Consider the following 20245-nt stretch of genomic DNA (forward strand, 5'->3'; position numbering starts at 1 on the left):
ACCATTCCGCTGGGCGAGACACGCAATTTCGTGCAGCGCGTGCTGACCAACTACTGGATCTACCGCACCCGTATCGGCCAGCCCGATACCTCGCTCAGCGCCACCATGACCGGCAGCTGGCCGGTCTATCGCGGCTTCGACCGCGGCGATCAGCGCGCGGAAAAAAAGAACTGACGCCTAGCCGCGGCCTGTCGCAGATCATAGGTTAAGGCCGTCTCTGCTTTCAGGAGCCGCGCCATGACCGAACTCTCTCCCCAGTCCTTCATTGACGCCGAGGGCAAGCGCCTGTTCGTGCCGGTGCGCATTGCCGTGCTCACCGTGTCCGATACCCGCAGTTTTGAGGATGACAAGTCGGGCAATACGCTGGCCGAACGGCTGACCGAGGCCGGCCATATGCTGGCGGCGCGCGCCATCGTCAAAGACGAGGTCGGCGAGATTCAGGGGCAACTGACCGACTGGATCGACGATGACACTGTCGATGTCATCCTCGCCACTGGTGGCACCGGCGTCACCGGTCGCGATGTGACGCCCGAGGCCTTCGAGGGCATCTACGAGAAAAGCATTCCGGGCTTCGGTGAGCTGTTCCGCATGCTCAGCTACCAGAAGATCGGCACCTCCACGATCCAGTCGCGTGCCACGGCCGGCGTCTGTCGCGGCACATACCTGTTCGCGCTGCCCGGCTCGCCCGGGGCCTGCCGCGATGCCTGGGACATGATCCTGAAAGACCAGCTCGACTACCGCCACAAGCCCTGCAATTTCGTCGAGCTGTTTCCGCGCCTGCGCGAGCATGAGCGGCGCGGCGGCGGCAAGTAACGCCGCGCGGCGATAACTGGCCCTATAGGTTTTGCAGGAACTGGCGCTTATCCTAGAACCGCTTTCGCGGTAATCGGGTCAGGTAAAAACTGCAGAAAGTGTCGCCATGTCCGATATCGTCATCCGTCAAGTTGCAGCCTCCGAGCGCGCACAGTGGGAGCCGCTCTGGCTCGGCTATCTCGCCTTCTATGAAAAGAGCGTGCCGGCGGCGGTCACCGATTTCACCTGGCAGCGCCTGATCGATCCGAAAGATGCCGTCGAAGGGCTGATGGCCTGGGAGGGCGATGTGGCGCTCGGGCTGGTGCAGTATCTGCTGCATCCCTCCACCTGGAACATGGGCGGCAATGTTTATCTGCAGGATCTGTTCGTGGTGCCGGCAGCGCGCGGCAAACGCATCGGCCGCCGGCTGATCGCCGCCGTCACCGAGATCAGCAAGGCCAAGGGGGCCGCCGTGCTCTACTGGCAGACCGAGGAATTCAACGGCACGGCGCGCCGGCTGTACGAACGGGTCGCCAAGCGGGCGCCCTTTGTGCGGTACAATATCGAGTTGTAAGCGCGGTTTTCCAACATCCGATAGTTCTTGAAATGTTCTCATTGGCGCGGCATACTCGGCGCCATGAAGAAATTCACCGCGCGCGCCATTTCCGTGCCCGCCGACCAGGCGCATCCCGATGCCCGGCGCGGCCGCGGCGCGGTTTCGGCGGTGCGCAGCCGCTATGACACCGAAACGCGCCAGCGCGAGGATGACGGCTGGGACAATCTGGAGGAGGCCGAGCCGCTGAAGACCGTGCTGCATGAAGACAGCACGCGGCACATCATCGCCTGGAACAAGTCGCCCGACATTCCCTTCGACCGCTCGATCAATCCCTATCGCGGCTGCGAGCATGGCTGCATCTACTGTTTTGCGCGGCCGAGCCATGCCTATCTGGGGTTTTCGCCCGGGCTGGATTTCGAAACGCAGATTGTCATCAAGCCCAATGCCGCCGCGCTGCTGCGCAAGGAGCTGGCGAACCGCAATTACCAGGTTGCCACCCTGTCGATGGGCACCAACACCGATCCTTACCAGCCGGTGGAGCGCGAGCAGAAGATCACCCGCTCGATCCTGGAGGTGCTGCTGGAAACCCGCCACCCGCTCGGCATCGTGACCAAGAACCATCTGGTCACCCGCGATATCGACCTCCTGTCGGAGATGGCCAAGCTCGGCCTGGTGAAGGTGTTTGTCTCGCTCACCACGCTGGATCGCAAGCTGGCACGGGCCATGGAGCCGCGTGCCTCCACGCCGCCCAAGCGGCTGGACGCGATCCGCATGCTCAACGAGGCCGGCATTCCCTGTGGCGTGATGACGGCGCCGATGATCCCGGCCGTCAACGACATGGAACTGGAACGCCTGCTGGAAGCCGCCTGGGCGGCCGGCGCGCGTGAAGCGGGCTGGGTGCTGCTGCGGCTGCCTTATGAGTTGAAGGAGTTGTGGCGGGAATGGCTGCAGGAGCATTACCCCGACCGCGCCAGCAAGGTGATGAAGCTGGTGCAGGACTCGCGCGGCGGCAAAGACTATGTGGCCGATTTCGGCGACCGTATGCGTGGCGAGGGCGCCTATGCCCAATTGCTGGCCCAGCGCTTCCAGCTGGCAATCAAGCGCATCGGTTTCAACGAACGTCGCCTGCGCCTGCGCCGGGATCTGTTTCGCCATCCCGAACTCGATGTCCGGCAGGGCAGGCTGTTCTGATGGCAAAATATCAGGTGCCGAAGAAAAACGACGTGCGCAAGATGGCGCCGAAGACGCCGACGGAACGCCTGCGTGTGATTTGCCTCGCCTTGCCGGAAGCGGAGGAGCGCGAGACCTGGGAGATTCCAACCTATCGCATTCGCGGCAAGATCTTCGCGCTGGAAAGCGCTATCGCGGAGCGCCCCGCCGTCTGGTGCAAGGCGCAGCCGGGCAGCCAGAAGTTGCTGGTGGGTGCCGATCCGGACCGTTTCTTTGTCCCGCCCTACCTGGGCCACAAGGGATGGGTCGGCATGTGGCTGGATCGCCGGGTTGATTGGAGGGAAGTGGCTGAACTGGTGCGCCGCAGCTATCGCCTGATCGCGCCGAAAAAACTGGCTGCCCTGTTGCCGGGGGATTAACCCGGCCTGCGACGACATGTCTGCTACATCCGGGTGTAAAAGGACCCGATACTGCAGAATGACTTTCGCCTCGCGACATACAGAACGGCAGTCTTGGCGTGCACAGGTGCTGTTCCTGCTACGGCATGCGCTGATCGGCTTTGGATTGGCCGCGGTGTTCGTCGGCGCGGTCCTGTGGAGCAATGCATTCGGGCTCGGGCATCTGCTGATCGGTGCCGTCGGTCATCCGTTGCCACTTCTGCTGCTCTGGTTCTTCACCGGACTGACGATGGGCAGTATCCAGATGGGGATTGCCGTGATGTCGCTGGGCGATGAGAATATGGATTCTGACTAGGGTCGCATAAACTCATAATCGCGGTCCTGCAGATTCTCGATGGCGAATTGCAGCTCGGCGCGGACGTCGTCGAGTGTGCGGTGGCCTTTCAGAATTCGTACCGCTTCACTGATCAGGGTGCTGGCCACCGCATCAGGTGTTATCGAAGCCCTGGTCGCATCTGCCAGGGCGGCCTCGACATGGCCATGGACCAGTTCCCAGGTGCTCGTCATCGCTGTCTTCCTCGTTGCTGCAGAACCAGGATGCGGCAGGTCGACCCGGCCGGCATTGATCCGGCTCAAGTCAGGAGGGTTTCCCGCTGCCCGGTGTCGTGGCGGCCGTCAGCACGCCCTGCACCATCTCGGGCAGCAGCGACACATGTTTCAGCGCCGCCTTGAGTCGGTCGCGCTGTGGCCGCTGCAGGCTTGCCAGGTCGATGCGGCTGCCCGGTATATGGCCGGCGGCCAGATCGGCGATCTGCTGACGCAGGGTCAGGTCGAGCAGCAGGCCATGGCTGGAGATCAGTCCTGCGATGTCGCTGTCGCCGATCAGGCCGGCCTGACCGACCGCCTGCAGGCGTGCCGCCGTGCTGGTGGCGGCCGTGCCCAGACGCAGGGCCATCAGGCGGGCGCCGCTGACCAGGGGCAGCAGGCCGCCGAGCTTGAGGTCGATGCGGCCATCGGCATCGGCCTTCAATTGACCGAACAGGCCAAGAGCCGGCTGCAGCCGTGCCGACTGCTCGGCCAGCAGGCGCAGGAAGAGTGGCGAGCTGCGCGCCGCAGCCAGCGCCTCGGTGCGCAGAGAATCGCCCAGACGAAGCGTGCCGTAGACCGGCTGCAGGTCGTAGAAGATGTCGACGTTGAGCAGGGCTTCTGGCGTGTGGCGGGCGATCCATTCGGTTACGCGGGCGCGCCACTGCCCCTGGCTGCCGCGCCAGGCGGTGTTCTTCGCCATTACGCCACCCTTGCAGAACGGAATGCCGGCACTGTCGAGCAATGCGGCAATGCGTTCGCCGGCGCGCGCATACCAGCCATCATCCTCGGTGCTGCCGGCATGGATGATGGCGTTGTCCTGGTCGGGTTTCAGCAGGCTTTCGCCGCGCCCGCCCGAGCCAAGGATCAGCATGCACCATGGCGCCGGCGCAGGGGTGCCGGCCTGGTTGGCTTCGGCCTCGACAATGGCGGCGGCGCGCGCGGTCATGTCGGCATAGATCCCGGAGATCACGGCGGCGACCGCCGGAGCATCGGAGCCTTCGCCCAGCAAGGTTGCCGCCAGATGCGGCAGGGCGGCGCGGGCATGGCCAAGTTCGGCCGCAGTCTGTGCCACATCCAGCTCGTCGGCGATCATCTGCGAATCCTGTGCCCGCAGGCGCAGCAGGCTGCGGGCGGTCAGCATCCCGGTATAGCGGCCGGCGCTGTCGGTGACCGGCAGGTAGCGCAGGTTGAGCCGGCGCATACGGCCGATGGCGCGGAACAGGAAGGCGGTTTCGGCGATGGCGACAACGTCCTGCGTCATCAGGTCGGCAGCGGTCAGGCGCAATGCCGCTTCCCCGTCGCGGCCGAGCGCGCGCGTGATATCGCGTTCGGTCAGGATGCCCACATGACGATCGAACTGGTCGCGCACCAGCAGGGCGCCATGTGAGGCAGCGCTCATGCGGCGCGCGATCTCCGCCATGGTGGCGTCCGCCGCAATATCGGTAACCGGCTGCTGCATGGCTTCGCTCACCCGACGGCGATAGGGTTCCAGATCGGGCAGGACGGGGGCTGGAGTGATCATGGTTGCCTCATCGCGGCGGCAGCAGCATTTCGAGCGCCCAGCCGGCACGCTCCTGGCGATGGAGCAGATCGCGTTGGCGCTGAATCAGGCGGCGCGCGTCGCCCAGTGTGGCAACGCCGATGCGGCCGAGTGCCGGCAGCATGTGGCGCCAGATGCCTGCGGTGGTCTCGGCATCGCCCAGGGCGGTATGGCGGCCATCGACGACTACCGAGAAATCCTCGGCGATGCGTTCCAGGGTGATATGCGTCGCGCGCGGTTTCAGTCCGGCATAGAGCAGGCCGAGATCCAGTGCGCCGGCCGGCGCATGGAAGGGCAGGCGGTGGCGCGCGGCCTCGTGCCGCAGCAACGCGATGTCGAAGCCGATATTGTGGCCGACCAGAACGCGCCCCTGCCAGAACAGCTGGATGCCGCCCCAGAGCAGGGCCAGCGTCGGCGCCGTCGCCACCACCGCATCATCAATGCCGTGAATCGCCGTTGCCGTCTTCGGGATGCGGATACCGGGATGCAGTAAAAAATCGAGTGCAGGCTGCGGCTCGGCCATGCCGCCCCGATAGGACAGGCCGGCAATCGAGACGATACGGTCACGCGTCACGTCCAGCCCGGTTGTCTCGGTATCCAGCAGCAGGGCGGGCAGCGTGGCGAGCGGTTCGTCATCGGCCAGGGTGATGGCCGGTTGCGGCGGCGCCGGACTGCGCAGCCGCGCCAGGATGCGATTGAATCCGCCGCTCAGCGCCCGCCGCATCCTGCCGCCTCAACCCGTCAGCGCTGCCACCAGCGCATCACGACGGAACCGTTTCAGCATCGAGCTATGTGCCGCCAGCATATGCATGCGCAGATCACCATTGATCACCTCGCGGTCGTTGCGCTTCAGCCGGTCGGCAATCGGCACCAGCTCATGGATCAGCTTTGCCGATTCCGTCACCACCTGTTCCGGGGCGGCCGGCTCGGAGGCACGGGCGAGGGCGAAACGCCGCTCAAAGGCGGCAAGGCTGTCGGCCCAGTCCTGGCGGTGCGGCGGGACATGCTGGCCCAGGATCGCCGGGTAGAAAGCGGCCAGCGAATCGGCCAGCTTGTGCCGGGCCGGTTCCGCACCGGGGCGCAGCCAGCCCTCGATCAGAACCAGCATATCGCCCAGCGTGCTGGCATAAGCCTCCCAGCGGCAACTTTCCTGGGCGTCCCGGAAAGCCGGCTCTGTCAGCAACTTCTCGTAGTCCAGCATGGTCTTGACCCGGCAATAGCCGATGACCGTTTTCTGCGCCAGATAAGAGGCCTCACCGGCGGCGAAGGCCTTCAGCTCTTCGGGTGTCGAAACCGACGGTGGAAAAAAGAACTCGAGTGTGCGGCGCAGCAAAATGCATTTCCCCCTGTGATACGCTGGCATAACTGCCTGCCCAACCTCGCTTACACTTTGGTCTAATGGGCTGTGGCAAGAACCGACTCTTATACTGCACGAAGCTGGCGTGCGGGTCGAATCTGCCGTCAGACGAATAACTAAATCATAAACAAGGGGCAGGAGCGCTTCATGTCAGAATTAACTCCCGAAAAGGCTAAGGCCTACTGGGGCCGGACCTCCGGCCTCATGTGGACGATGCTGGGTATCTGGTTCTTCTTCAGCTTCGTGGTGCATTTCTTCGCACCGCAGCTCAACAAGATCAGCTTCATCGGCTTCCCGCTTGGCTTCTACATGGCCGCGCAGGGCTCGCTGATTGCTTTCGTCGTCTCGCTCTTCTGGTTCGCGTCCAAGCAGAACGCAATCGACGAAGAGTTCGGCGTCGCCGAAGACGAATAGAACAGGGGGGAACGCCATCATGGCAAACAACACACAAACCGGGGGTAAGAGTTTTATCGATAACCTCGGTAAAATTTATGGAATTTACACGGGCGGCTTTGCCGCCTTCGTGATCGTGCTCGCCATCCTTGAACAGATGGGGGTCTCGAACCAGATCATCGGCTATCTGTTCGTGTTCATGACGGTCGGCGTCTACGCGCTGATCGGCGTTCTGTCGCGCACGGCGGAAATGGGCGAGTACTACGTCGCCGGCCGCAAGGTGCCCGCCTTCTACAACGGCATGGCCACCGGCTCCGACTGGATGTCGGCCGCATCGTTCATCGCCATGGCCGGTACGCTGTACCTGTCGGGTTATGACGGCCTCGCCTTTGTGCTGGGCTGGACCGGCGGCTACCTGCTGGTGTCGATCCTGCTGGCGCCATACCTGCGCAAGTTCGGCCAGTACACGGTGCCCGACTTCCTCGGCGCCCGTTACGGCGGCAACGTCGCGCGCTTCGTGGGCGTGATCGTGCTGATCTCTGCCTCGTTCGCGTATGTGACGGCGCAGATCTTCGGTGTCGGCATCATCGCCTCGCGCTTCCTCGGCATCTCGTTCGAGGTTGCGGTGTTCGTCGGTCTGGCCGGTATTCTGGTCTGCTCGATGCTCGGTGGTATGCGCGCGGTCACCTGGACCCAGGTGGCGCAGTACATCATCCTGATCATCGCCTACCTGATCCCGGTCATGATCATGTCGGCCAAGGTCACCGGCGTGCCGATCCCGCAGCTGATGTACGGTCAGGCGCTGGAGAAGATCCTGGCACTGGAGCCGGCCCTCGGCGTGGTCAAGAGCCACACCGCGGCCTTCGCCGATGCCAAGGGCGTGATGAACTTCACCGACGGGTTGAACTTCTTCGCGCTGATCCTCTGCCTCATGGTCGGTACGGCCGCCCTGCCGCACATCCTGATGCGCTACTTCACCACGCCCAGCGTGCGTGATGCGCGCAAGTCGGTGGCGTGGAGCCTGCTGTTCATCTTCCTGCTCTACTTCACCGCGCCGTCCTATGCGGTGTTCGCGAAGCTGGAAGTGTACCAGAACGTGATCGGCCAGCAGATCACCGCTCTGCCGGGCTGGGTGCAGTCGTGGGGGGCGATCGGTCTGGTCGGCGCCTGCGATGCGGCCAATGCGGCGGCACAGTATGCGCTGTGCAAGGGCGTGACGGGCAATGCCGACGGCATCCTGCAACTGAGCGAGTTCCGTATCTCGGCCGACGCCATCGTGCTGGCCACGCCGGAAATCGCCGGTCTGCCGTATGTCATCGCGGGCCTGGTTGCGGCTGGCGGTCTGGCAGCGGCGCTCAGCACGGCCGATGGCCTGCTGCTCGCCATCGCCAACGCGCTCAGCCATGACGTCTACTACCGCATGATCGACCCACATGCCGCGACCAAGCGTCGCCTGATCATCAGCCGCGTGCTGCTGATCGTGGTGGCGATCATCTCGGCCTATGTGGCATCGACCAAGCCGTCGCACATCCTCGCGATGGTGGCCTGGGCCTTCTCGATCGCCGCTTCGGGTCTGTTCCCGGCGCTGGTGATGGGCATCTGGTGGAAGCGGACCAGCAATGCCGGCGCGGTTGCCGGTATGATCGCGGGTTACGGCGTCTGCCTGTACTACCTGATCATGACCCAGTTCTATGGCATGCCGCTGTGGTTCGGGGTCAAGAACATCTCCTGTGGCCTGTTCGGTATCCCGGCGGCCTTCATCGTGACCTATGTCGTCAGCTTGATGACAGCGGCCCCGGCGAAGGAAATGCAGGACTTCATCGACAGCATCCGTGTGCCGAAGGGTGACGTGAAGCTGGCGAATGCCGACGACGCCATCTCGCACTAAGTGCAGTGACGTGTTAGTGACGGCGGGGGCCATTGGCCCCCGCCGTTTTCTTTTGTAGTCTGCACATCCAGTTTTCTTTCCGGATTTTCAATGACCTCACAACCTGACTTTTTCTGGAGTTACCTGCCGTACTGGGCGGTCAGCTATGCGTTTGCACTGATCGGCTGGACCTGCATCGGACGGTTCATGATGACGGCCTTTCTGCCGCCGGATCATCCGAATTACATCTTCCGGTTTTTCCATCTGCTGACCAACTGGGCGGTCTGGATGACCGACTGGATCACGCCACGCTTTGTGAATCTGCGCTTCATCCCGCTGGTAACGGCATTCTGGTGCTTTGCCCTGCGGTACGTGGCGCATTTCCTGTTTGCCGCGAATGGTTTGGCCCCCAGCCTGACACAGGCGGTATCATGAGCCCGCAAACCATTTTCATCGCCATTCTCGGCATCACCCTGCTCAATGGTTTCGTTTCGCCCATCGTGCCGCTGGTCTTCATCATGGCGCCGGTCTGGCTGCCGGAATTCGTTCCTCCGACCCGGATTGTGCTGCTCTACGGCACGTCTCTGATCGTCTCCGTCACCACCCTGATGCTGTCGGCAGTGCCGGCGGGCATTTTCGAGCGTCTGACCGGGCGCGAGGAAACCGACCAGACATCGATGTTCATCTGGCTGGGCGCCGCGATCCTGCTGACCCTGCCCGGACTGGCCTGAGACGGGCGCCGCCATGGCCGAGCCCGACAAGTACAGGGTGCGGACATTGGCGGTACTCTCGATCGGGCGCGGCTGCTTCTTTGCCGCACTGGCGATTTTCTGCGTCATGATCGGCCTGATTGCGGAGCCGCTTCAATCTCTCAAGTCGGGCGCCATCCTGACGATGATTGTCGCCTGCGTGCTGCTGATCAAAGCGGAATGGGTGGTGCGGCATTCCTACAAGCAGACCGAACTGTGGATACTGCTTGATCGCCGTATCGAACTGGCCCCCGAAGTGGCGCAGCGCATCATTACCGTGACGCTGCGAGAGGTTTACCTGCGCTATGCGCTATACACGACGGCGATTGCGGTCGGGTTCTGGCTGCTGGCCCTGCTGTTCTGGCTCGGCGGCGCAAAGGCGAGCTTCAAATAGCGCCAGCTGGTGATGCTTGACCATTCTGCCCAGTGCGGTAGTTGGATGGTCTGCATACCGATCTTAGGGGGAATCATGCGTCTGCTTGTTGTCGGAGCCGGGTCGACCGGTGGCTATTACGGTGGCCGCCTGGCCCAGGCCGGTCGCGATGTCACCTTCCTGGTCAGGCCGGGTCGTGCCGCCCAGTTGCAGAAGGATGGCCTGCAGATCGTCAGCCCGCATGGCGATGTGACGCTGAAACCCGCTCTGCTCACCGCTGACCGGATCGACCAGCACTTCGACGCCATCATCCTGACCGTGAAGGCCTATCAGCTCGACGCCGCGCTGGATGACATGGCGAAGGCTGCCGGCCCCCAGACCATGATTCTGCCGGTGCTGAATGGCATGAAGCATGTCGATGCCATCACGGCCCGTTTCGGCAAGGCAGCTCTGATCGGCGGCCTGTGTCGCATTCCGGCCCAGATGGACGAGCAGGGCCGCGTGATCCAGATGGGCAAGTTCCACGACCTGGCCTATGGCGAGATGGATGGCAGCAGTTCCGCGCGGATTCTGGCGCTGGATGCGGTGCTGAAGGATGCGGGCTTCGATGCCAAGCTGACGCCGCATATCGAGCGCGAGATGTGGGAGAAGTGGACCCTGCTCGCCGCACTCGGCGGCCTGTGCTGCCTGATGCGCGGCACGGTGGGCGAAGTGGCGGCGGCGCCCGGCGGCACCGATTTCGCGCTCGGCCTGATCGATGAGGTTGTGACGACAGTGAAGGCGGTTGGCGTGGCGCCCACGGAGGCCTTTGTCGCCAACACGCGCGAGACCCTGACCAAGGCGGGCTCGGCCCATACCTCGTCGATGTATCGCGATCTGCTGAAGGGCTCGGCGGTGGAGGCTGACCAGATCGTCGGCGATCTGCTGGCGCGGGCGCGCAAGGCCGGGTTGTCGACCCCGCTGCTGTCGCTCGCCTATACGCATCTGGCGGTCTACCAGAACCGGCTGGCCAAATAATCGCAAGGGCAGGGGATGGTGGGCCCGGCAGGACTTGAACCTGCAACCAGACCGTTATGAGCGGCCGGCTCTAACCAGTTGAGCTACAGGCCCACAAACCCCGAGAGACGACATCTTAAGAAAAGGCCCCGGTTTTGAGACCGGGGCCCTGATCTCCGTGCTCCGGATACGGCTCAGGTATCCAGGAACGAACGCAATTTACGCGACCGGCTCGGGTGCTTCAACTTGCGCAGCGCCTTGGCTTCGATCTGGCGGATACGTTCGCGGGTGACCGAGAACTGCTGGCCGACTTCTTCCAGCGTGTGGTCGGTGTTCATGCCGATGCCAAAGCGCATGCGCAGCACGCGCTCCTCGCGCGGCGTCAGCGTCGCCAGCACGCGCGTGGTGGTTTCGCGCAGGTTGGAGTTGATCGCGGCATCCACCGGCAGGACGGCATTCTTGTCCTCGATGAAGTCGCCCAGGTGGCTGTCTTCCTCGTCGCCGATCGGCGTCTCGAGGCTGATCGGCTCCTTGGCGATCTTCAGCACCTTGCGCACCTTCTCCAGCGGCATGCCGAGCTTGGCAGCCAGCTCTTCCGGTGTCGGCTCGCGGCCGATTTCGTGCAGCATCTGGCGCGAGGTGCGCACCAGCTTGTTGATCGTCTCGATCATATGCACCGGGATACGGATGGTGCGGGCCTGGTCGGCGATCGAGCGGGTGATCGCCTGCCGGATCCACCAGGTGGCATAGGTCGAGAACTTGTAGCCGCGGCGATACTCGAACTTATCAACCGCCTTCATCAGGCCGATATTGCCTTCCTGGATCAGATCAAGGAACTGCAGGCCGCGGTTGGTGTATTTCTTGGCGATCGAGATGACGAGGCGCAAGTTGGCCTCCACCATTTCCTTCTTCGCCACGCTGGCTTCGCGCTCGCCTTCGCGCACCTGCTTGTAGATGCGCTTGAATTCCGAGATCGGCAGGCCGAATTCAGTGGCGATGGCGGCAACCTGCTCGCGGATCGGGGTGACGTCCTTGACGGCGGCTTCGCCGAACTTGAGCCAGCCCTTGTGCGACTTCAGCTTGCCGACCTTGGCGAGCCACTTGGGGTCGAGTTCCTGGCCTTCATACTGCTTCAGGAATTCGTCGCGCGGAATCTTGTAGCTCTCGGCGGTGCGCAGCAGGCGGCCTTCCAGCATCATCAGCCGCTTGTTCAGGCCGTACATGTTCTCCACCAGCATTTCGATGCGGGTGTTGTTCAGATGCACGGATTCCATGAGATGAACCATCTCATGCTTCAGCTTGGCGTAGGTCTTGTCCTTCTTGGCATCCATGTCGGCATGCACAAGGGCAGCCTGCAGCCGCTCTTCCTGGGTCTTCTGCAGCTTCTTGTAATGCTTGGCGATGGCATCGAAAGCTTCCAGCACCATCGGCTTGAGCTGGGCTTCCATCGCGGCCAGCGACAGGTTGGCCTCGTCTTCCTCGTCCAGCTCTTCGGGCGTGGTGACCACTTCGCCTTCGATGGCGGGGCCGTCGCTTTTCTTCTTTTCCAGCTTCGGCACGGTGCCGGTTGCCTCGGCCAGAACCTTGGCCGACTTGGCATCCAGCTTCAGATCCAGCTTCACCGGCAGCTTCGGCTCGACCATCTTGGGTTCGGCGCCGTCTTCCTCTTCGCCTTCCATGCCGGCAGCGGCAGCCTCTTCGGCGCCGCCACCCAGCGTGGCTTCGAGATCGACGACGTCGCGCAGCAGGATCTTGCCGTCGACCAGGTCGTCACGCCATTTCACGATGGCCTGAATGGTCAGCGGGCTTTCGCAGATCGCGCCGATCATCTTCTCGCGGCCGGCCTCGATCCGCTTGGCGATGGCGATTTCGCCCTCGCGCGACAGCAGCTCGACCGAACCCATCTCGCGCAGATACATGCGCACCGGATCGTCGGTGCGGTCGACCTCGGCCTTGGCCGGCGCCGTGGCGGCGACTTCGCCGTCGGACTCGACTTCCTGTTCCGCCTCGTCCTTTTCACCGGCGGCGGCGCCACCGGCGTCGTCCTGCTCCTCGGACTCCACGATGGTGATGCCCATTTCGGACAGCATCGCCATGGTGTCTTCGATCTGCTCGGACGAGACATGCTCGGGCGGCAGCACGGCATTGATCTCGTCATAGGTGACGTAGCCGCGCTCCTTGGCTTTCGCCAACATGCGCTTGATCGCCGCCATCGATGCGTCGATCAGCGGTGTGTCAACGGTCTCTTCCTTTTCAGGAGCTTCCGCAGTGTCAGGTGCAGCTGCTTGTTTCGCCATGCCGGTTCCTAACTGGTCCTATCTCTAAAAAACACAAAGCCGTCCGCCCAAAATCTGCCGGGAGGACGGCCTCAATCTGTATCTGATACCGAAACCAGGCTGCGTGCCGAGCCGACCTCTGCCTTGAGGGCGACGAAACGCTGCCATGCCTCGGGGTTGGTATTACTGGCCAATTCGGCCTCTGCCGCCGCCAGTTCCTGTTCCAGTTCCGCCAACCGGTAGCGCTGCACGGCCTGCCACCAACCTCGCTCGACCTTATCCGGCTCGGTATCGGGGCGCGCAAACGGCTCCAAAATCTTGCCGGCCTCGCCAGTTACGAGGTCGAGCGCGGGCCCGAGTCCTCGCTGCCTCAAATGGGCTGCAAAGGCCTCGCCGTCAAGACCCGGATGGCGGGATGCTTCTTCTAGAATCCGGCTCTTAAGGCTGTCAAGCGGCCCCGGGGGAAAGGCGAGGCCGGCAAAAGCCTCGCCATGCTCCTCCAGCAGCCAGGGATGCATCACCACGGCGGCCAGAAGGGCCTTTTCTGTTCTTTCCAGATTGCTGGCCATCGGGCCCTTGTCGCCCTCGGGTGGCCTGTTCCAGGAGCCGGGGCCGGTATAGGCGGGGCGGTTCCCCCCGGGACGATTGGGGGTCCAGGTCCGGGTCGGGGTAAACAGGGTGCGCAGCCGGTTGCGGAAATGGTCGCGATAATGGCCCTGAACCGCCGGATTCTTGATCTGGCGGGCCACCTCGAACAGGGCGGCCTCCAGCGCGGCCCGGCGCTCCGGGGTGTCCAGCGGCCGGCCCTCGGTCTCCTTGCGCCACAGGATGTCGGCCATCGGCAGGGCTGCCGCCAGCACCTCGTCCATGGCCTTGCGGCCCTGGCTGCGCACCAGATCGTCCGGATCCTGGCCACCGGGCAAAATGGCAAAACGGAAGGAATGGCCGGGCTCCAGCAGGGGCAGGGCCCGGTCGGCCGCCCGCATGGCGGCCCGGATGCCGGCATTGTCGCCGTCGAAACACAGGATCGGCTCGGCCGACAGGCGCCAGAGCAGCGCGATCTGCTCCTCGGTGAGTGCGGTGCCCAGCGGGGCCACGGCATGGTCGATGCCGGCCTGGGCCAGCGCGATCACGTCCATATAGCCTTCCACCACGACAACGGTGCCGCTTTCGCGGGCGGCTTCGCGCGCAATCGCGTGGTTGTAGAGATTGCGTCCCTTGTGGAACAGCGGGGTTTCGGGCGAGTTGAGGTATTTCGCCGGTGCATCCGGGTCCATGGCGCGGCCGCCGAAGGCGATCACCCGGCCGCGGCGGTCGCCGATCGGGAACATCACGCGATGACGGAAACGGTCGTAGCTCGGCCCGCCGTCTTCGGGCTTGATCAGCAGACCGGATTCAATCAGCAGCGGCTCGGGGATGCCGCGCGCCAGCAGCGCTTCCTTCAGCGCCGTGCGGCTTTGCGGCGCATAGCCCATGCGGAAGCGCTCGACGGTTTCCTGCTTCAATCCGCGTTTCTGGATATAGGCGCGCGCCTCGTTGCCGACATTGCCCTGCAACTGTGCCTGGAACCACTTGGTGGCCTCTTCCATGGCCTTGCCCAGCGTGGCGACCTGGTCGGCCTTTTCGCGGTCTTCCGGCCGCACGCGCGGTACTTCAAGGCCGGCTTCCATGGCGAGCTGTTCGACAGCTTCGGGGAAAGCCAGGCCGCCGTTGCGCATGGCAAAGCCGATCACGTCGCCATGGGCGCCGCAGCCGAAACAGTGGAAGAAGCCCTTGTCATCGTTGACCGTAAACGACGGCGACTTCTCGTTATGGAACGGGCACAGGCCGGTGAATTCGCGGCCGCGCTTGATCAGCCGTACCGAACGGCCGACCACGCCGGACAGCGGCACCCGGTTGCGGATCTCTTCCAGAAAGGAATCGGGAAACGCCATGCTACTCCCAGGAGGGCATTTGGCCCCGGAAAACTGGCGACTCGGCCGACTCGGGGCCGCTCAGCTTAACTGGCCTTTCAGGATAGCCGCTGCTTTGGCGGTGTCCATCTGGCCGGTGTATTTCGCCTTCAGAACGGCCATCGCCTTGCCCATGTCCTTGATGCCCTGGGCGCCGACCTCGGCAATCGCGGCCTTGGCGGCGGCCTCGATCTCGGCATCCGACATCTGCTTGGGCAGATAGCCCTCGATCACCGCGATTTCTTCCTTTTCCTGGGTCGCCAGATCCTGCCGACCGCCCTGCTCATAGAGCGTGATCGACTCGCGGCGCTGCTTCACCATGGTCTGCAGCAGGGCGAGGATGGCGTCGTCGGGAATGCCGGTGCGGTCGTCGCCGGAGGTGCGGGCGGCGATGTCGCGGTCCTTCAGGGCAGCCAGGATCAGGCGGAGCGTCGCCAGCCGGCGGGCATCCTTGGCCTTCATGGCGTCCTTGAGCGCCTGGTTGAGCGTCTCGCGCAGCATCAGTGGTCCCCCAGCGGTAACGGAATCGGAGCGGTTTTTGAAAGGCGCGCAGCATAGCCTAGACGCCTCGCGGGTGCAAAAGGAATAAATATATGATTTTGCTGGCCTTTTAACCTTTGTGCCGGGCTTGACGGGGGCGGTTGGTTTGGTATGTTCCGGCCTCGGTTGAAGCGGCGCCCGCCGCCGCCGCAATCATCGTGAATAGCTGTGCCGTACCACCGGATGCGCCCGCCTCCGGTGGCTTTTTGCGGCCTGATGCCTGCCCCGCCCGACCGAGTAATGGAGTTCCCCATGGCCGAGACACCGAAATACGCCGCACCGCCCGGGCCGGGCTATACCGGCGTCGTGGTGCTGGCCGATGGCAGCGTGTTCTGGGGTCACGGGTTGGGTGCCGAAGGCGATACCGTGGGCGAGGTCTGCTTCAACACCTCGATGACCGGCTACCAGGAAATCCTCACCGATCCCTCCTATGCCGGCCAGATCATCAGCTTCACCTTTCCCCATATCGGCAATGTCGGCACCAACACCGAAGACATCGAGACCCAGGGCATCGCCGCCCGCGGCCTGATCCTGCGTGCGCCGATCACCAGCCCGTCCAATTTCCGCAGCGCCACGCATTTGAGCGACTGGCTCAAGCTGCGCGCCCTGGTTGGCGTTTCGGGCATCGACACGCGCGCCATGACGCGCCGCATCCGCGATCTCGGCGCGCCGAACGGCGTGCTCGCCCATAACGCGGCCGGCAAGTTCGATCTCGCCGCGCTCCACGCGAAGGCAAAGGCCTGGCCGGGGCTGGAAGGCATGGATCTCGCCGCCGAGGTGAGCTGCCGCCAGACCTATGGCTGGGACGAGACTCGCTGGCAGCTCGGCAAGGGCTACGGCAAGCAGGAAAATCCGAAATTCCACGTCGTTGCCATCGACTACGGCATCAAGCGCAACATCCTGCGCAATCTCGCCGATGTCGGCTGCAAGGTGACCGTCGTGCCGGGCAACGCCACCGCCGAGGATGTGCTGCGCCATAAACCTGATGGCGTGTTCCTGTCCAACGGTCCCGGCGATCCGGCGGCCACCGGCGTCTATGCCGTGCCGACCATCAAGGCGCTGATCGACAGCGGCAAGCCGGTGTTCGGCATCTGCCTTGGCCACCAGATGCTGGCGCTCGCGCTCGGTGGCAAGACCGGCAAGATGGATCGCGGTCATCGCGGCGCCAACCATCCGGTGAAGGACATCGAGACCGGCAAGGTGGAGATCACCAGCCAGAATCACGGCTTCTGCGTGATCGAGGAAAGCCTGCCCAAGAATGTGGTGCGCACCCATGTGTCGCTGTTCGACGGCTCGAATGAAGGCATCAAGCTGACCGACAAGCCGGTCTTCTCGGTGCAGTATCATCCCGAAGCCTCGCCCGGCCCGCAGGACAGCCACTATCTGTTTGAACGCTTCGCGAAATTGATGGAGCAGAAGCGCGGTTGATCTTAACCGCCCGCTCCCTGGTGAATCATGCCCAAACGTACTGACATCAAAAGCATCCTGATCATCGGCGCCGGTCCCATCGTGATCGGTCAGGCCTGCGAGTTCGATTACTCCGGCACGCAGGCCTGCAAGGCACTGCGCGAGGAGGGCTATCGTGTCATCCTGATCAACTCCAACCCGGCCACGATCATGACCGATCCGGGCCTGGCGGATGCCACCTATATCGAGCCGATCACGCCCGAGATCGTCGCCAAGGTGATCGAGAAGGAGCGCCCCGACGCGCTGCTGCCCACCATGGGCGGCCAGACCGCGCTGAACACCGCGATGAAGCTGGACGAGCAGGGCGTGCTGAAGAAATTCGGCGTCCGGCTGATCGGCGCCAGCCGCGAAGCCATCGTGATGGCCGAAGACCGCGAGCAGTTCCGCCAGGCGATGAACCGCCTCAAGCTCGACATGCCGCGCTCGGGCACCGCCCATACGCTGGACGAAGCCCGCGCGCTGCTGCCCACCGTGGGCCTGCCGGCGGTCATCCGTCCGTCATTCACGCTGGCCGGCACCGGCGGCGGTATCGCCTATACGCGCGAGGAATTCGACGAGATCGTGACGCGCGGCCTCGATGCCTCGCCCACCACCGAAGTGCTGATCGATGAATCGGTGCTGGGGTGGAAAGAGTATGAGATGGAGGTTGTCCGCGACCGCAAGGACAACTGCATCATCATCTGCTCGATCGAGAATATCGATCCGATGGGTGTGCATACCGGCGACAGCGTAACCGTCGCACCGGCGCTCACGCTCACCGACAAGGAATACCAGATCATGCGCGACGCCTCGATGGCGGTGCTGCGCGAGATCGGCGTGGAAACCGGCGGCTCGAACGTGCAGTTCGCCGTCAATCCGGCCGACGGCCGCATGGTAGTGATCGAGATGAATCCGCGCGTGTCGCGCTCCTCGGCGCTGGCATCCAAGGCAACCGGCTTCCCGATTGCCAAGGTCGCCGCCAAGCTGGCGATCGGCTACACGCTGGACGAGCTGATGAACGATATCACCGGCGTGACGCCGGCGTCGTTTGAGCCGACGATTGATTACATCGTCACCAAGATGCCGCGCTTCACCTTCGAGAAGTTCCCCGGCACCGACCGCCTGCTGAACACCTCGATGAAGTCGGTGGGTGAGGCGATGTCGATGGGCCGCAGCTTCCAGGAGAGCATCCAGAAGGTGCTGCGCTCGATGGAGACCGGGCTCAACGGCTTCAATGAGGTGGTCATTCCCAATGCCGATGAGCCCGATGGCAAGGAAGCCATCGTCTCTGCGCTGGCCAAGCCGACGCCGGATCGCCTGCTGGTGATCGCGCAGGCTTTCCGTCATGGCCTGAGCATTGCCGAGATCCATGCTGCCTGCAAATACGACCCGTGGTTCCTCGAACAGATCGAGGAACTGGTGCAGACCGAAGAAAAAGTCCGCAAGGACGGCCTGCCCAAGGATGCCGATGGCCTGCAGGCGCTAAAGCGCATGGGCTTCTCGGATGCGCGCCTGGCCGAACTGACCCAGGCCAAGGAAGCCGAGGTTTCGGCCGCGCGCCGCAAGCTGGGCGTTGTGCCGGTGTTCAAGCGGGTGGATACCTGCGCCGCGGAATTCGAAAGCCGCACGCCATATATGTATTCGACCTACGAATTCGGCCCCAATGCCGAATGCGAGGCGCAGGCGCAGGACCGCACCAAGGTGATGATCCTGGGCGGTGGGCCGAACCGCATCGGCCAGGGCATCGAATTCGATTATTGCTGCGTCCATGCCGCCTATGCGCTGAAGGAAGCCGGCTTCGAGACCATCATGGTCAACTGCAATCCGGAAACCGTGTCGACCGATTACGACACTTCGGATCGCCTGTATTTCGAACCGCTGACGGTCGAAGACGTGCTCGAGATCGTGCGCATCGAGATGTCGAAGGGCAAGCTGCTCGGCGTGATCGTGCAGTTCGGTGGCCAGACGCCGCTGAAGCTCGCCGCCGGCCTGGAAGCCGCAAAGGTGCCGATCCTCGGCACGTCGCCCGATGCCATCGATCTGGCCGAGGACCGCGAGCGGTTCCAGCAGCTGCTGCAGCAACTCGGCCTCAAGCAGCCGGTCAACGGCATTGCCCGTTCGGAAGCCGAGGCGCGTGCCGTGGTGGCCCGGATCGGCTATCCCGTGGTGATCCGGCCGTCCTATGTGCTGGGCGGTCGTGCCATGGAAATCGTGCGCAGCAACGCGCAGCTTGAACGCTACATGACCGAAGCCGTGAAGGTGTCCGGCTCATCCCCGGTACTGATCGACAGTTACCTGTCGGATGCCATCGAGGTCGATGTCGACTGCCTGGCCGATGCCGAGACGCAGTTTGTCGCCGGTGTCATGGAGCATATCGAGGAAGCGGGGATTCACTCGGGCGACAGTGCCTGCACCCTGCCGCCCTATAGCCTGGCGCCGGAGATCATCGAGGATATCAAGCGGCAGACCGAGGCGCTTGCCCGCGCGCTCAAGGTCGTTGGCCTGATGAACGTCCAGTATGCCGTCAAGGATGGCGTGGTTTACATCCTCGAGGTCAACCCGCGCGCCTCGCGCACGGTGCCGTTCGTGGCCAAGGCCATCGGCGTGCCGCTGGCCAAGATCGCTTCGCGGGTCATGGCCGGCGAAAAGCTCGCCAGCTTCAACCTGCATGAAAACAAGGTCGATCATATTGCGGTCAAGGAAGCCGTCTTCCCGTTTGCCCGTTTCCCCGGTGTCGACATCATTCTCGGCCCTGAGATGAAGTCGACCGGCGAGGTCATGGGCATCGACCATGACTTCGGCACCGCCTTTGCCAAGGCGCAGCTGGCTGCCGGCACGGTCCTGCCGCTGAAGGGCAGCGTCTTCATTTCGGTCCGCGATGGCGACAAGCCCGGCCTGGTGGATGCCACCCGCCGGCTGGTGGCGATGGGCTTCGAGGTTGTGGCCACTGCCGGCACCGCCCGCTTCTTCGAGGAGCACGGCATTGCCGTAAAGCGTGTCAACAAGGTGATGGAAGGCCGCCCGCATGTTGTTGATGCGATGAAGAATGGCGACATCAACCTGGTGTTCAATACCTCCGAGGGCTCGGCCTCGATCCGCGACAGTTTCGACCTTCGTCGCACCGCCCTGATGAACAAGATTCCGTATTTCACCACCATTGCCGGGGCCAAGGCGGCGGTGCGGGCGATCGAGGCTTTGCGTTCAGGGAGCCTTGCGGTAACCCCCCTCCAGGCTTACTTTTGACGGTCTGAC

At 63.5% G+C, this 20245-nt stretch carries 20 protein-coding genes and 1 tRNA gene; 13 read left to right on the forward strand and 8 right to left on the reverse strand.

Going from position 1 to position 20245, the window contains the following annotated elements; genetic code table 11:
• Positions 1–237 precede the first annotated feature (237 nt).
• The 5 genes from moaB to AAG799_RS05445 all read left to right on the forward strand — a co-directional run bounded on the left by moaB (position 238) and on the right by AAG799_RS05445 (position 3271).
• Entirely contained in the window at positions 238–813 is a 576-nt protein-coding gene (gene moaB / locus AAG799_RS05425) for a molybdenum cofactor biosynthesis protein B (RefSeq protein WP_341894784.1), read from the forward strand.
• A 106-nt stretch (positions 814–919) separates the two neighbouring features.
• Complete coding sequence (locus tag AAG799_RS05430; protein ID WP_341894785.1) at positions 920–1366, forward strand: GNAT family N-acetyltransferase; 447 nt, start codon at positions 920–922, stop codon at positions 1364–1366.
• Between the two features lie 27 nt (positions 1367–1393).
• Positions 1394–2539: a PA0069 family radical SAM protein gene (locus AAG799_RS05435; RefSeq protein WP_341894786.1), complete on the forward strand. Its 1146-nt coding sequence runs from the start codon at positions 1394–1396 to the stop codon at positions 2537–2539.
• The gene (locus AAG799_RS05440; RefSeq protein WP_341894787.1) at positions 2539–2937 is read left to right on the forward strand and encodes an MmcQ/YjbR family DNA-binding protein; all 399 of its coding nucleotides are present in this window, start codon (positions 2539–2541) and stop codon (positions 2935–2937) included. Before AAG799_RS05435 ends, AAG799_RS05440 begins: the two co-directional genes overlap by 1 nt.
• A 58-nt stretch (positions 2938–2995) precedes the next feature.
• Positions 2996–3271: a hypothetical protein gene (locus AAG799_RS05445; protein ID WP_341894788.1), complete on the forward strand. Its 276-nt coding sequence runs from the start codon at positions 2996–2998 to the stop codon at positions 3269–3271.
• Here the strand turns inward: AAG799_RS05445 and AAG799_RS05450 are convergent.
• The 4 genes from AAG799_RS05450 to AAG799_RS05465 all read right to left on the reverse strand — a co-directional run bounded on the left by AAG799_RS05450 (position 3268) and on the right by AAG799_RS05465 (position 6377).
• Entirely contained in the window at positions 3268–3483 is a 216-nt protein-coding gene (locus tag AAG799_RS05450; protein WP_341894789.1) for a hypothetical protein, read from the reverse strand. The genes AAG799_RS05445 and AAG799_RS05450 overlap by 4 nt on opposite strands.
• A 70-nt stretch (positions 3484–3553) precedes the next feature.
• Complete coding sequence (locus AAG799_RS05455; protein WP_341894790.1) at positions 3554–5026, reverse strand: DUF294 nucleotidyltransferase-like domain-containing protein; 1473 nt, start codon at positions 5024–5026, stop codon at positions 3554–3556.
• Between the two features lie 7 nt (positions 5027–5033).
• The gene (locus AAG799_RS05460) at positions 5034–5768 is read right to left on the reverse strand and encodes a 3'-5' exonuclease (RefSeq protein ID WP_341894791.1); all 735 of its coding nucleotides are present in this window, start codon (positions 5766–5768) and stop codon (positions 5034–5036) included.
• A gap of 9 nt (positions 5769–5777) precedes the next feature.
• Positions 5778–6377, reverse strand: a complete 600-nt coding sequence (locus AAG799_RS05465; RefSeq protein WP_341894792.1) for a hypothetical protein — start codon at positions 6375–6377, stop codon at positions 5778–5780.
• A 171-nt stretch (positions 6378–6548) separates the two neighbouring features.
• Between AAG799_RS05465 and AAG799_RS05470 the strand changes: the two genes are divergently transcribed.
• The 6 genes from AAG799_RS05470 (at position 6549) to panE (ending at position 10800) form a co-directional block, all read left to right on the forward strand.
• Positions 6549–6815 carry a DUF4212 domain-containing protein gene (locus AAG799_RS05470; RefSeq protein ID WP_341894793.1) on the forward strand — a complete coding sequence of 89 codons (267 nt, stop codon included), beginning with the start codon at positions 6549–6551 and terminating at the stop codon, positions 6813–6815.
• Between the two features lie 19 nt (positions 6816–6834).
• Positions 6835–8682, forward strand: a complete 1848-nt coding sequence (locus tag AAG799_RS05475; RefSeq protein ID WP_341894794.1) for a sodium:solute symporter family protein — start codon at positions 6835–6837, stop codon at positions 8680–8682.
• 90 nt (positions 8683–8772) lie between these two features.
• Entirely contained in the window at positions 8773–9096 is a 324-nt protein-coding gene (locus AAG799_RS05480) for a hypothetical protein (protein WP_341894795.1), read from the forward strand.
• On the forward strand, positions 9093–9392 hold the full coding sequence (locus AAG799_RS05485; RefSeq protein WP_341894796.1) for a hypothetical protein: 300 nt from the start codon (positions 9093–9095) through the stop codon (positions 9390–9392). The genes AAG799_RS05480 and AAG799_RS05485 overlap by 4 nt, the downstream gene beginning before the upstream one ends.
• Positions 9393–9405: 13 nt before the next feature.
• Positions 9406–9804: a hypothetical protein gene (locus AAG799_RS05490; RefSeq protein ID WP_341894797.1), complete on the forward strand. Its 399-nt coding sequence runs from the start codon at positions 9406–9408 to the stop codon at positions 9802–9804.
• A gap of 75 nt (positions 9805–9879) precedes the next feature.
• Positions 9880–10800 carry a 2-dehydropantoate 2-reductase gene (gene panE, locus AAG799_RS05495; RefSeq protein WP_341894798.1) on the forward strand — a complete coding sequence of 307 codons (921 nt, stop codon included), beginning with the start codon at positions 9880–9882 and terminating at the stop codon, positions 10798–10800.
• 16 nt (positions 10801–10816) lie between these two features.
• Here the strand turns inward: panE and AAG799_RS05500 are convergent.
• From AAG799_RS05500 to AAG799_RS05515, 4 genes are all read right to left on the reverse strand, one after another.
• A tRNA-Ile gene (locus tag AAG799_RS05500) sits at positions 10817–10893 on the reverse strand.
• Between the two features lie 80 nt (positions 10894–10973).
• Positions 10974–13076, reverse strand: a complete 2103-nt coding sequence (gene rpoD / locus AAG799_RS05505; protein ID WP_341894799.1) for an RNA polymerase sigma factor RpoD — start codon at positions 13074–13076, stop codon at positions 10974–10976.
• A 71-nt stretch (positions 13077–13147) separates the two neighbouring features.
• Entirely contained in the window at positions 13148–14989 is a 1842-nt protein-coding gene (dnaG, locus tag AAG799_RS05510) for a DNA primase (RefSeq protein ID WP_341894800.1), read from the reverse strand.
• A 60-nt stretch (positions 14990–15049) separates the two neighbouring features.
• Positions 15050–15508, reverse strand: coding sequence for a GatB/YqeY domain-containing protein (locus AAG799_RS05515; protein WP_341894801.1), 459 nt, complete (start codon positions 15506–15508; stop codon positions 15050–15052).
• A 291-nt stretch (positions 15509–15799) separates the two neighbouring features.
• Between AAG799_RS05515 and carA the strand changes: the two genes are divergently transcribed.
• Positions 15800–16975 (forward strand): glutamine-hydrolyzing carbamoyl-phosphate synthase small subunit, encoded by a 1176-nt coding sequence (gene carA / locus AAG799_RS05520; protein ID WP_341894802.1) that lies wholly within the window; start codon positions 15800–15802, stop codon positions 16973–16975.
• 27 nt (positions 16976–17002) lie between these two features.
• The gene (carB, locus tag AAG799_RS05525; protein WP_341894803.1) at positions 17003–20236 is read left to right on the forward strand and encodes a carbamoyl-phosphate synthase large subunit; all 3234 of its coding nucleotides are present in this window, start codon (positions 17003–17005) and stop codon (positions 20234–20236) included.
• Positions 20237–20245: the final 9 nt, after the last annotated feature.

Source organism: Ferrovibrio terrae, from assembly GCF_943371255.1.
Taxonomy (GTDB): Bacteria; Pseudomonadota; Alphaproteobacteria; order Ferrovibrionales; family Ferrovibrionaceae; genus Ferrovibrio; species Ferrovibrio terrae_B.

Excerpts from the sequence above, each read along its gene's own strand:
- moaB (WP_341894784.1), top strand. The coding sequence starts at position 238 with ATGACCGAACTCTCTCCCCAGTCCTTCATTGACGCCGAGGGCAAGCGC.
- AAG799_RS05430 (WP_341894785.1), top strand. The coding sequence starts at position 920 with ATGTCCGATATCGTCATCCGTCAAGTTGCAGCCTCCGAGCGCGCACAG.
- AAG799_RS05440 (WP_341894787.1), top strand. The coding sequence starts at position 2,539 with ATGGCAAAATATCAGGTGCCGAAGAAAAACGACGTGCGCAAGATGGCG.
- AAG799_RS05445 (WP_341894788.1), top strand. The coding sequence starts at position 2,996 with ATGACTTTCGCCTCGCGACATACAGAACGGCAGTCTTGGCGTGCACAG.
- AAG799_RS05450 (WP_341894789.1), bottom strand. The coding sequence starts at position 3,483 with ATGACGAGCACCTGGGAACTGGTCCATGGCCATGTCGAGGCCGCCCTG.
- AAG799_RS05455 (WP_341894790.1), bottom strand. The coding sequence starts at position 5,026 with ATGATCACTCCAGCCCCCGTCCTGCCCGATCTGGAACCCTATCGCCGT.
- AAG799_RS05460 (WP_341894791.1), bottom strand. The coding sequence starts at position 5,768 with ATGCGGCGGGCGCTGAGCGGCGGATTCAATCGCATCCTGGCGCGGCTG.
- AAG799_RS05470 (WP_341894793.1), top strand. The coding sequence starts at position 6,549 with ATGTCAGAATTAACTCCCGAAAAGGCTAAGGCCTACTGGGGCCGGACC.
- AAG799_RS05475 (WP_341894794.1), top strand. The coding sequence starts at position 6,835 with ATGGCAAACAACACACAAACCGGGGGTAAGAGTTTTATCGATAACCTC.
- AAG799_RS05480 (WP_341894795.1), top strand. The coding sequence starts at position 8,773 with ATGACCTCACAACCTGACTTTTTCTGGAGTTACCTGCCGTACTGGGCG.
- AAG799_RS05485 (WP_341894796.1), top strand. The coding sequence starts at position 9,093 with ATGAGCCCGCAAACCATTTTCATCGCCATTCTCGGCATCACCCTGCTC.
- AAG799_RS05490 (WP_341894797.1), top strand. The coding sequence starts at position 9,406 with ATGGCCGAGCCCGACAAGTACAGGGTGCGGACATTGGCGGTACTCTCG.
- panE (WP_341894798.1), top strand. The coding sequence starts at position 9,880 with ATGCGTCTGCTTGTTGTCGGAGCCGGGTCGACCGGTGGCTATTACGGT.
- rpoD (WP_341894799.1), bottom strand. The coding sequence starts at position 13,076 with ATGGCGAAACAAGCAGCTGCACCTGACACTGCGGAAGCTCCTGAAAAG.
- dnaG (WP_341894800.1), bottom strand. The coding sequence starts at position 14,989 with ATGGCGTTTCCCGATTCCTTTCTGGAAGAGATCCGCAACCGGGTGCCG.
- AAG799_RS05515 (WP_341894801.1), bottom strand. The coding sequence starts at position 15,508 with ATGCTGCGCGAGACGCTCAACCAGGCGCTCAAGGACGCCATGAAGGCC.
- carA (WP_341894802.1), top strand. The coding sequence starts at position 15,800 with ATGGCCGAGACACCGAAATACGCCGCACCGCCCGGGCCGGGCTATACC.
- carB (WP_341894803.1), top strand. The coding sequence starts at position 17,003 with ATGCCCAAACGTACTGACATCAAAAGCATCCTGATCATCGGCGCCGGT.